This window comes from Pseudoselenomonas ruminantium (assembly GCF_900113715.1).
Lineage (GTDB): Bacteria > Bacillota > Negativicutes > Selenomonadales > Selenomonadaceae > Selenomonas_A > Selenomonas_A caprae.
Map to the genome: position 1 here is coordinate 1 of NZ_FOQK01000042.1, position 9,978 is coordinate 9,978.

The window sequence follows — 9,978 nt, forward strand, 5'->3', positions numbered from 1 at the left end:
CGGTAGCAGCAAATAATTGCTACTACCGGTAAGGTCTAACTTTATGGGGTCACTACATATCAAATTATAGAGACTTTTTCATACTCAATTTATTTTTGGCTGCAACGGCCCATAATAATAAGCGGCTGTTGCACCACCATCTACCAAATATGTTGAACCCGTGATAAACTGCGCCCGTTCGCTCATCAAAAGCTCTGCTACATCAGCTACTTCATCAGCAGTGCCTGGGCGGCCTGCCGGGCATTGGGCAAACATATTCTTGTAAAAATCACCACGCGGACCATTGAACTCATCAATCGCCAAAGGGGTAACGATAATTCCGGGCGCAATATCATTTATCCTTGCACCACGTTCGCCCCAACGGACAGCTTCATACATCGTGCGCTTTTCATTACAGCGTTTGGCCAGCTGATAGGCATGCAAAGTATCCTTTATCTTTTTCGGCTGTAAAAAGTCAAGTTTCAACAGTTCCTCTGTCGGCGTCATCGCCAGCGCCCTGTCCTGCTCCGGCGTGAGCGCCGGCAGGCGATGACCGGACTGACTGGAGATAATTACACCTGCGCCGCCCTCAGCGATAACTTTACCAACTTCTTCCATCAATACTGCCGTCCCATAGAGGTCAACCTGCAAGATCACTTCAATCGGTGCCTGTGACGGCGAAACACCTGCTCCGCAAATCAAATACTTCACTTCACCATATTCCGTTGCTTTTTGCACCATAGCCTGAATGGAATTCCGCGAAGACATATCCATCACAAACGGCTCCACATCAAAGCCTGCCTGATTCATGATTTCAGCAACCGCCTGTGCATTGTTTTCGTTTTTATCCCCAAGAATAATCTTCTTGCCATAGCCCATGCGGCGAGCAATAGCCATCGAAATCTGCCCGGCACCGGTGACAATCATAACCTCTTTACTCATTTTCTCTGCCCCCCTTCTTATGCAAGATTTTTCTTTGCCCAGGCAGCCACTTTTGCTTCAGAGCCTGTGGCGGCTCCCCCCTGTATAGCCAGCCCTTCACCGACCACGGCTCCCTGACAATACTTCTTTAATGCCGCAGGAGCCCCGGCAATGCCACTGCCCTCATGCGTCATCACAGGGAACACCTTTTTACTGGTGAAATCCAGTGCTTCCAGCTGGGTGAATACTGCCACAGGATAAGTTCCCCACCAGCACGGGCCGGCCACAACAATATTGTCATATTCTGCCACCGAATCCAGCATTTTCACCAATTCCGGGCGGTCATTGTTGCGCAATTCTTCTTTGGCTTCAATCGTACACTGCGTATAGTCAATCGCATAGGACTTTTTCGTTTCTACCTCGAATAAATCCGCGCCTACTGCCTTTTGGATAAACTCAGCCACAATTTCCGTATTGCCTTTGGGTAAATCCACAATACTGCCGTTTAGATAATTCTGCCCTTTGCGGGAATAATAGATTACCAATGTCTTGGCCATGTTCGTTGCCCCTCTCATAAATTTAATCTAATTTCTTAACGACCTTTGCCGGCACGCCGACAGCCATACAATTATCGGGAACATCTTTGGTGACCACGGCCCCAGTACCGACAATCGCATTTTCCCCAATGGTTACACCGGGCAAAATGCTGACTCTGGCGCCAATCCAGGCATTTTTCTTGATATGGATTTCTTTGGTCATGACCGTACGGATATTTTTCGGTTCATGATTGACGGTAAACAGCCCTACTTCCGGTCCCAACATAACCCCATCTTCAATCGTAATGGTGCCCAGAGACATCATGGTCAGATTATGATTGGCAAAGACATTTTTGCCCACAAACACCCGGTTGCCACAGTCAATCTGAAAAGGCGGCGTAAAATACGAATCCGTAAATTCAGTATTAGACAGGAGCTCCTTTTCCTGTTTCAAGATGCTTTCTTTGTCATTTACATCGGTAGCATTGATTTCCTGACACAGACTGGCACAGCGGTTGAGTTCACTATGCACCTGCTCCACATAATCTTCCTGCCGGATATCATATGCTGCGCCCTTGCGCATTTCTTCAAATACATTTATAGGCATAAATTTTTCCTCCATAAAAAGGACGGTACTCGTGACAAAGCACCAGTACCGTCTGTATAATAGCTTATTGCCTCACGCGGCTTTTTAAGCGAGCCTTTCGCGGCCATAAGTTATTTACGATAAATCACAGTGCTTGTTTCTTCGTAATGACAAAATGCTGCTCACGCTCTTTGATGAGCCATTTGCCATCCTGTTTCACGAGCTTATCCGTATAGCGGATGTAGTTATCCGACACCACAGTATGGCCGTTTTCTTCCATCACGAGGGCCGCCCGGCAGTAATGCACATCAGTGGCCGTATCGCCATCTACCGTAATGACCTGCTGGCCATTTTGATGGTGCGATGCTTTGATACCGCCGGTAAAGGCGCTGAACTGTTTTTCCAGCGTATCACGTCCATGAATATCCATCGTGAGCTTATCGCCCATATAGACCATGACATGAACATCTTCGGTAAAATAAACCATCTGCGCCGGCACATTACACTCCAGATTGGCAAAACCGTCAATAACCTCGCGAATCGCTTCTTTTGCTTCTAAAATCTCCAGTGACATTTAACATTCCCCTTTCAGCGTATCTGCATTTCCTTTTGTTGATTTCATTATAGCGATGTTATATCAGAATATCCAATTGTAAGTTTAGATTATCAATTTAATTTTCCTATTAAACCGTTGCAATTTCGAAGGCCAACCGCTATACTGCAAATAGAAACAAAGGAGGCCTCACCGATGAACACCAAGCAAATGGAATATATCCTGGAGCTGGCACAGGTGCTGAATTTCAACCGCGCAGCCGAAAATCTCTTTATCTCGCAGCCCACACTGACCTATCAGATAAAGGCTGTGGAAAACGAGATTGGTTTTGCCCTCTTTGAACGCTCCGGCAAAGGGGCTATGCTCACACCGGCAGGGGCTCAGTTTGTCGGCACCTTGCGCACACTTTACGGCCAGCTGAAGGAGGCCATTGAGCAGGGGCAGAATTTCAGTGCCAAATATGTCGAAAGCATCCGCATAACGCTGCCGATTCGTTCCGCCATTTACTTTCTGCCACAGGTCATTGCGCAATTCAGCCGCAGTTTTCCTACGGTCAATGTCATTCCCAGTTTTGACTGGCAGCACGGACAGGAATCCTTCCTGCAAGGCGAACAGGACGTGACCTTTGCCATGGAATACACGATGAAGCGCGTACCGGATGTGACCTGTCACCATCTTTTTGACAGTCACATCTACCTGATTACCGAGAAAAATGACGCCCTGACAAAAAAGCCGCTGGTTACGCCCAGCGACTTAAAAGGTCGTACACTTATGGTAGGCGGCGGCTCCCCGCCCATGCTGCGTGCCCTGCAGCAGCGCATGATCAGCGAAATCCATGTGGATTATTTCAACAGTCCCGACCATGACAATACCCTGACCAACGTAGCTGCCCACAAAGGCGTATGTCTGGCACCGGGGTTCTTAAATGACCATAACGGCGAATTTGCCTGGCTCGACTTTGACAGCAATGTCGTCATTCCCTGCGGCGTTTACACGCATAAAAACGACAAGCGCCAATCCCTGCACGCCTTTATTGAGCTTTTGCAGCACTTCTACCGTGACCAGCCGGATTTCAAGGTCTGACAGCATTTTCTATATGCTTCGCCCTTACGCCAATTACACAAATCTGCACACATGATCAACCGCAATATCCGAAAAGCCATAGGCTTCCGCTTTGGTGAGTTTTCCGTTTGCTATCTCATGGAGCTTTTCCAGCAGCATCCCACCGCTTTCCTCAATGGTCTGCTCACCACGGATAATGCCCGATAGATCCACGTCCATATTATCTTCCATCCAACTATAAGTATGCTCATTGGCAGTCACTTTGAGCACTGGCACAATGGCATTGCCCGTAGGCGTTCCCCTGCCCGTGGTTTCCCGCAACTGGGCATGGGGTACGGTTTCGCAGCCCAGACCGATGATGACTACGCCGTAGACGTTGGGATTCAGCGCAAAACCCGTGAGCACCTTCTGGCTCATTGCCGTATTGGCCGCCACGTCACTGCAGCCGGTGTTAAAAACAATATTCACCGCGCCCCGCACCTGGCTCGCCACCACCCGGCAGGACTCACTGCCGCAGGCACAAGCGGGCAGGATCAGGATATGATTGCGGATGCCGGGACGGCCTTCTTTGCGTCTGTAACCGTAAAATTCCATATCATTTGCCCTCCTTGCCCATTACATACTCACTGGCATAATCCCGGGGAATACTGCGGATATTCTCATGCGATACCCAGCCGCCCTGCGGGATATCCCGCAAAGTTTCCCCGATAAATAACATGCATCTTTAATGTCCTAACAATCTGAGTCCGGCAATGCCTATAACAATCATGATCACACACAGACCCTGCAATATGGTAATGGGTTCATGCAGGGCATAGATGCCCATAAAAAATGTGCCCACGATACCTATACCCGTCCAGATTGCGTAAGTGGTAGCCAGTGGCAGATGCTTCAAGGCCATTGCCAGAAACAGATAACTGGCAATCGTGCCGATGATTGTTACAATGCTGGGAAAAACCTCCGAAAAGCCATGGGACAGCTTCATGCCTACCGCCCAGATTACCTCAAATAATCCTGCCACCAGCAGATAACCCCATTGCACAAGTCCCCCTCCCTTGTTCAAAGTTCAATTTCCTCGCTAAGACGCATGCCCAGCTGGCCAATTATTTGGTAGGCCGGATACTTAGCCTTATTCGCCAATACCTGAAAGAAATCCTTGCCCCAGCGGCCCAGATGAAGCTTTACAAATGCTGGCAGTTGTTTTTGCCCGGCATGATTTTCTGCTTCTGCCCATGCCTGCCGGGCCAGCTTAAAGCAGAGAAAGGACACGAACTCCAGCTCGCAGCCCATATGGTCAGCTGACTCATTGGCCGTACAGGAAGGCCGGAAACCAGCCTGCTGATATTGGCGCAGTGCATCCAATGCCGCCGGGCTGATTCCCAATAGCGGCCTTTCTCCCTGCTCTCCCTCTGCATAATAACGGAACAAGGATTCATAGATATATAGCTGCGGACTTTCCGGGTGGGTGAACAGCCTTGTGTATTCCTGCCGCAGGGAGGAAAGGATTCCCTCGTCGGCATACGCCTGCCCTGCGGCCAATGACCCCAGCAGGCTGTCGTCAAAATCCTGCCAGCCTAATTCACAAATGATTTCCTGCACATCCTGCCGCAAGCTGCCGTCTGCTATCCCCGCGGCCAATTCCCGCTTGGGCAGATACAGGAATAGGGACAGGATGCGTGCCAGATCAGAAACTGCCGCCAGCCTCGCAAATTGTTCCTTGCGTTCAGCCATGCGCTCACACCTCTTCTCGGGGAGCAAAAAAGGATTTGAATTTTGCCAGCCCTATGATGCCCATAATACAGGCCACAGCTACAATTCCCAAAGCAGTGCCAACTTCAGGCAAGGAAGGGATATATACGCCCAGAGCTGGCGGATTGTAAACAGATGGCCCGGCAAAAGGCAATAACGGATTGAGCTGCTGGGACTGCAACAGGTTATACTTGATGAGAAATACCGCCAACAGGGCCAGCCAGCTGCCCGCCTTTACCTTTGAGCGCGCCAACGCCATGCAGCCCATGAGGATGGCGAGAATTTCTGCCCAGTAAAAGGCAGCACCTTTGCCCGTGAGCTGCCAAAAAACCGTCTCTGCTTCTTCGCCATAAGGTGCATAGAAGCCAATGCAGGCTTCCCCCACCAGAAAAATCAACTCCAATGCCAGAAGAAGCGAGGCAACGTATCCCATCCGGCTGACCAAAGGCTCCGGCACCGCGCAGTAAGCAACTTTTTGGAGATGGGAAAGGGCCAGCATCAGCACGGCCAAAGCCGCAATAACTGCCGCAAACAGGAAGGATACAGGCTCTCCCGGATTGTTCCAGGCGGGAGAAGATACCAGCAGCACAAAGGCAAAGGAGGTCACAATGACCAGCAGCCCGGCACCGATGGCCAGACGGGAAATGTTTTTCATATCAGCAGCCACAGCTTTCCCCTGGGAAACCATCCATAATTTGTACATGAGCAGGCTGCCGGTCAGGCCGTAGAGAGAGAGGATGCCTGCATCCCAGACCTGAGGCGATGAAAGATTCGGTGACAGCAGCATATATATGCCCCGCTGCGGATTGCCCAAATCGACAAAAATGAACAGGCCTGCGCCCACCAGACCGCAGAAAACGCCGAGAAAAGTGATGATTTTCGTATAAGGCCGATAACCTGCCAAAGAATCAAACAGCCAGGCCGCTCCCGCAAGCATCAGGGAACCGGCAGCCACCCCGGTAAAGATCATAAACCCAACAATATAAAGTCCCCAGGGGACAAAATTGTTCATGTTGGTGATTCCTGCGCCATAGACAAGCTGCAAGAGCCAGGAAAATCCTCCCACCAGTGCCAGGACTATCAAAGCCGCCAATGTCTTCTTCATCTCTTCTCCCCCCTTAAAGCAAATAATACACCGAGGGCTTCGTGCCCTTTTCTTCCAACAGGCGCATGGTTTTACGCCCCCGCATAGCCTTGGCTGCGTCAGATTCTGGGTCGTCCAGATCGCCCCAGTAACGCGCCCGCCCCAGGCAAAGCTCCATGCAGGCAGGAACCTCTCCCCGCTCCCGCCGGTTCTTGCAAAACGTGCATTTTTCCACAATATGCCCCTGATGTTTAGGCGCATCGGCCTCCCCTACGGCATGGTCGACGGGATATTCCGGCTCTTTCCAATTAAAACTTCTGGCATCGTAAGGGCAAGCTGCCATGCACATGCGGCAGCCAATGCACTTGTCATAATCAATCTGCACCGTGCCATCATCAGCTTTGTAGGAAGCTCCCACAGGACAGGCCTTGACACAGGGCGCATCCTCACAATGCTGGCAATTCACGGGCAGGTGCATGAGATTCAGCTTGTCGGGATATGTTCCCGAAGCTGTGTCCATGGTTTCCCCGCCCTTGGTCAGGATGCGGTTCCACCACATGCCATCCGGCAGGTTGTTGTTGAGTTTGCAGGCCACCGCGCAGCTATGGCAGCCAATACATTTTTTCAGGTCTATGACCATTCCCATATACATAATAAGCCCTCCTTACTGTTTCACGGCTTCCACAACACAATCGAAAAACGCATTGTTGGTTACCATCACATCGCTCTTATTGGAGCTTAAATCCGAATAATGTCCGTCAATGAAATCATCCTTCTGCCAGCCGTGGTCGATGACCAGCACCCCCGGACGGTTGGCCGGGTTGATAGCGGCCTTTACCACCACATAGCCCCGGTCATTGAAGATTTTCACTACATCACCGGTGCGGATGCCCCGTTTCTCTGCATCATGGGGATGGAAGGTGACCACCGGCTCCTTCCATAGTTCCAGCAACCAGGGATTGCTGGAATACTGGGTGTGCACCCGGAACTTCGGACGCTTCGATGTGAAAACCAGCGGATATTTTGCCGCCGCTTCACTCCGGGGAAAGCCCGGCACATCTACCTGCCAAGCCTCATAGGGCGGGTTCCAGCAGGGCAGAGCTTCCCGTTTCTTGTCAAACGCTTTCCCTACATCCGCAACCGGAGCAACATTTTCGCGATAGAATTCCCCTCGCTTGGTATCTGTGGGGAACTCATATTTCGCCCCATGCATGTAGATGGGCGTTTCCGGCTTCAGCGTGTAGATGTACCCTTCCTGCTTCAATTTTTCCCAGGAAAGTCCCACGGCTCTGGCCTTCTCATTGTCCAAGGCCTTGCGGAAAAATTCGTCCCGGCTCAGGGAGAATTTATCGGCCATGCCCATGCCGCAGCCCAGCATATTCACGATCTCAAAATCGCCCTTGGCTTCGCCTAACGGCTCCACTGCCTTGGCATTGTAAACCGCCACGCCGGAATAACTCATATCGTAGGTATCCGTCTCGAAGTAATGGGCTACCGGCAGCACGATGTCCGCATAGCGGGAAGTGTCGTTCATGGTCACATCTGCCACCACAAAGAGGTCAATATGCTCCAATGCCTCCAGCCAGGCAGTCCTGTGGGTCTGGTTGCCCAAAAGATTCTGGTCATAGACATAAAGGCTCTTGATATTCAGGGGCATATCCCCATATTTTCCTGCCTTGATAGCTTCCGGTACCAGCGGTGCATTGATAACCGGGCCTTGCTTGCCATCCGGCGGAGTGACAATGTCATCAATATCGGCATAATTTTCCAGGAAACTGGACATCGCATGCCCATTCAGCCCCGCGCCCGGCCTGCCGATCTGTCCCGTAGCCAGCACCAGTGCCATGACCGCATAATAGAACTGCTGCCCGTTGGCATAGTGATCCGGCCCATATCCGGCGCATAGCGTAGTCGGCCCTTTGGCGTACATACGGGCCAGCTCCCGGATGGTAGCGGCGGGAATGTCACAGATTTCTGCAGCCCGTTCCGGCGTCCATTCCTGCACCCTCTCTACCAAAAGGTCATAGGCAGTTGTCACCCTATGCCCCTGCACCTCGAAGGTGCCCTGCAGCACCGGCACTGCAATCTCTGACGGAAGCCCAATCTGGCCGTCTGCCCCCCGCACAACGATGGCATCTGCTGCGCCCTTCTCGGCCCGTCCCAGGTCACTTAGCCGCAAGAACATCCCATCGCTTTCCTTGACCAGAAACGGTGCTACCGTGCCGCGCTCCAACATTTCCTTATCCGTAAGCTTTTCTGCGATGGCCACATGCAGCATGGACATAGCCAGCACTGCATCCGTGCCAGGGCGAATGGGCACGAACTTATCCGCCTTGCTGGCGGCAATGGTATAATTAGGATCAATGACGATGAGCTTGGCCCCCAAATCCTTAGCTTTATTGATAAAGGCATAGTGAACATGGCCCGCCTCGGTAAGGTTGCTGCCCCAGGCAAAGATATATTTTGCCGACAAAAGATTCCGCTCATCATCCCCCACAGACCAGGAGCTTTCTCCTACGCTGTCAATAATACCGGAGAAGAATGAATTGTCGAAGGAATTGTCAATGCGGACAGAGCCCATCAGGTTAAACAGCCGCTTGGTATACGGGCGGGAATCAATGGCAGAGTTTCCGGCACAATCGGAAAAAGCGATACTTTCCGGGCCAAATTCCTGCTGATAGGACTTCCACTTCGTACAGATTTCCGCAATAGCTTCTTCCCAGGTAATCTGTTCCCATTTTCCTTCCCCACGCTTGCCAGCACGCCGCAGCGGATGCAGCAGGCGGTCAGGTGCATAAATACGCTGCACATGGGTCAGCCCCCGCTGGCAAATACGTTCAAATTCAGGAATGGGATGAGAAAGCTTGGAGGTTTTCACCAGATGACCGTCCCGTACATGGACGCGCATGGGGCAATGTCCCAAACAATCCCCCCGACAGACACCGTAGGTAATGACTTCCTCGTTGGCTGTTTTTCCCGGATCTGCTGTAACCTTAGACAGCCAAAAGCCTCCCTCCAGCCAGGCCGCCCCCAAGGCCAGCATCGCTGCCGACCCCTTCAGAAACGTACGGCGGGGAATCTTCCCCCTGCATAAATTTTTGCTCTCCACCATGTTGTTCACCCTTTCCACAAAATACAACACACACTTTTATCCTTTTTCCATAAAGAAAAGCAAAAAGCCCAGGAGACACTACTAATGGTGTGCTCCCCGTCAAGTGGACAGGTAAAAAAATAAAAATATTCATTGCTGCTCGCAACTAATGCGAGCAGCTTTTTTCATGCAGCTCCAACCAGTTTTTCGTGGTACTCACTTGGGGTTCGTATGCCTAAATGACGCTGTGGTCTGTCATAAGTGTAATATCTTATATATTCCTCAATTGACTCAACCAACTCTTGCCGGGAAGTAAATCTGCGCCTGTAGTACATCTCGCGCTTCAAGATACCCCAGAAGCCTTCCATGGGGCCATTGTCTAGGCAATGTGCTACACGGGACATGCTTTGTGTCATA

General features: G+C 51.2%; 13 protein-coding genes. 1 reads left to right on the forward strand and 12 read right to left on the reverse strand.

The features are described from left to right. Window positions 1-84: 84 nt before the first annotated feature. The 4 genes from BM181_RS14550 to BM181_RS14565 form a co-directional block, all read right to left on the reverse strand. Entirely contained in the window at window positions 85-921 is an 837-nt protein-coding gene (locus BM181_RS14550; protein WP_075445832.1) for an SDR family oxidoreductase, read from the reverse strand. Window positions 922-938: 17 nt separating this feature from the next. Further along, window positions 939-1,457, reverse strand: coding sequence for a flavodoxin (locus tag BM181_RS14555; RefSeq protein ID WP_075445833.1), 519 nt, complete (start codon window positions 1,455-1,457; stop codon window positions 939-941). Between the two features lie 22 nt (window positions 1,458-1,479). Further along, on the reverse strand, window positions 1,480-2,043 hold the full coding sequence (locus BM181_RS15685; RefSeq protein WP_082336348.1) for a DapH/DapD/GlmU-related protein: 564 nt from the start codon (window positions 2,041-2,043) through the stop codon (window positions 1,480-1,482). Between the two features lie 124 nt (window positions 2,044-2,167). Further along, complete coding sequence (locus BM181_RS14565; protein ID WP_075445834.1) at window positions 2,168-2,596, reverse strand: nuclear transport factor 2 family protein; 429 nt, start codon at window positions 2,594-2,596, stop codon at window positions 2,168-2,170. A gap of 174 nt (window positions 2,597-2,770) precedes the next feature. On the opposite strand from BM181_RS14565, the gene BM181_RS14570 reads away from it, so the two are divergent. After that, the gene (locus BM181_RS14570; RefSeq protein WP_075445835.1) at window positions 2,771-3,658 is read left to right on the forward strand and encodes a LysR family transcriptional regulator; all 888 of its coding nucleotides are present in this window, start codon (window positions 2,771-2,773) and stop codon (window positions 3,656-3,658) included. A 33-nt stretch (window positions 3,659-3,691) separates the two neighbouring features. On the opposite strand, the gene BM181_RS14575 is transcribed toward BM181_RS14570, so the two are convergent. The 8 genes from BM181_RS14575 to BM181_RS15815 all read right to left on the reverse strand — a co-directional run bounded on the left by BM181_RS14575 (window position 3,692) and on the right by BM181_RS15815 (window position 9,977). Continuing rightward, on the reverse strand, window positions 3,692-4,231 hold the full coding sequence (locus BM181_RS14575) for a UxaA family hydrolase (RefSeq protein ID WP_075445836.1): 540 nt from the start codon (window positions 4,229-4,231) through the stop codon (window positions 3,692-3,694). Between the two features lies 1 nt (window position 4,232). Beyond that, window positions 4,233-4,355 carry a hypothetical protein gene (locus tag BM181_RS14580; protein WP_256211396.1) on the reverse strand — a complete coding sequence of 41 codons (123 nt, stop codon included), beginning with the start codon at window positions 4,353-4,355 and terminating at the stop codon, window positions 4,233-4,235. Window positions 4,356-4,361: 6 nt separating this feature from the next. Next, complete coding sequence (locus BM181_RS14585) at window positions 4,362-4,679, reverse strand: DMT family transporter (protein WP_075445841.1); 318 nt, start codon at window positions 4,677-4,679, stop codon at window positions 4,362-4,364. A 17-nt stretch (window positions 4,680-4,696) separates the two neighbouring features. Then, complete coding sequence (locus BM181_RS14590) at window positions 4,697-5,368, reverse strand: TorD/DmsD family molecular chaperone (RefSeq protein WP_075445837.1); 672 nt, start codon at window positions 5,366-5,368, stop codon at window positions 4,697-4,699. Window positions 5,369-5,372: 4 nt separating this feature from the next. Next, window positions 5,373-6,491, reverse strand: a complete 1,119-nt coding sequence (gene nrfD / locus BM181_RS14595) for an NrfD/PsrC family molybdoenzyme membrane anchor subunit (RefSeq protein ID WP_075445838.1) — start codon at window positions 6,489-6,491, stop codon at window positions 5,373-5,375. 13 nt (window positions 6,492-6,504) lie between these two features. Further along, a complete protein-coding gene (locus BM181_RS14600; RefSeq protein WP_075445839.1) occupies window positions 6,505-7,122 on the reverse strand; it encodes a 4Fe-4S dicluster domain-containing protein in 618 nt (205 codons plus the stop codon). 12 nt (window positions 7,123-7,134) lie between these two features. Further along, window positions 7,135-9,582 carry a molybdopterin-containing oxidoreductase family protein gene (locus BM181_RS14605; RefSeq protein WP_082336349.1) on the reverse strand — a complete coding sequence of 816 codons (2,448 nt, stop codon included), beginning with the start codon at window positions 9,580-9,582 and terminating at the stop codon, window positions 7,135-7,137. Window positions 9,583-9,746: 164 nt separating this feature from the next. Then, entirely contained in the window at window positions 9,747-9,977 is a 231-nt protein-coding gene (locus tag BM181_RS15815; RefSeq protein ID WP_143092169.1) for an IS3 family transposase, read from the reverse strand. Window position 9,978 lies beyond the last annotated feature (1 nt).

What these genes read in the sequence shown, in the direction of transcription:
- BM181_RS14575 (WP_075445836.1), bottom strand. Translation starts at nt 4,231, where the DNA reads ATGGAATTTTACGGTTACAGACGCAAAGAAGGCCGTCCCGGCATCCGC.
- BM181_RS14570 (WP_075445835.1), top strand. Translation starts at nt 2,771, where the DNA reads ATGAACACCAAGCAAATGGAATATATCCTGGAGCTGGCACAGGTGCTG.
- BM181_RS15815 (WP_143092169.1), bottom strand. Translation starts at nt 9,977, where the DNA reads ATGACACAAAGCATGTCCCGTGTAGCACATTGCCTAGACAATGGCCCC.
- BM181_RS14565 (WP_075445834.1), bottom strand. Translation starts at nt 2,596, where the DNA reads ATGTCACTGGAGATTTTAGAAGCAAAAGAAGCGATTCGCGAGGTTATT.
- BM181_RS14580 (WP_256211396.1), bottom strand. Translation starts at nt 4,355, where the DNA reads ATGTTATTTATCGGGGAAACTTTGCGGGATATCCCGCAGGGCGGCTGG.
- BM181_RS15685 (WP_082336348.1), bottom strand. Translation starts at nt 2,043, where the DNA reads ATGCCTATAAATGTATTTGAAGAAATGCGCAAGGGCGCAGCATATGAT.
- BM181_RS14600 (WP_075445839.1), bottom strand. Translation starts at nt 7,122, where the DNA reads ATGTATATGGGAATGGTCATAGACCTGAAAAAATGTATTGGCTGCCAT.
- BM181_RS14555 (WP_075445833.1), bottom strand. Translation starts at nt 1,457, where the DNA reads ATGGCCAAGACATTGGTAATCTATTATTCCCGCAAAGGGCAGAATTAT.
- BM181_RS14605 (WP_082336349.1), bottom strand. Translation starts at nt 9,582, where the DNA reads ATGGTGGAGAGCAAAAATTTATGCAGGGGGAAGATTCCCCGCCGTACG.
- BM181_RS14590 (WP_075445837.1), bottom strand. Translation starts at nt 5,368, where the DNA reads ATGGCTGAACGCAAGGAACAATTTGCGAGGCTGGCGGCAGTTTCTGAT.
- BM181_RS14550 (WP_075445832.1), bottom strand. Translation starts at nt 921, where the DNA reads ATGAGTAAAGAGGTTATGATTGTCACCGGTGCCGGGCAGATTTCGATG.
- nrfD (WP_075445838.1), bottom strand. Translation starts at nt 6,491, where the DNA reads ATGAAGAAGACATTGGCGGCTTTGATAGTCCTGGCACTGGTGGGAGGA.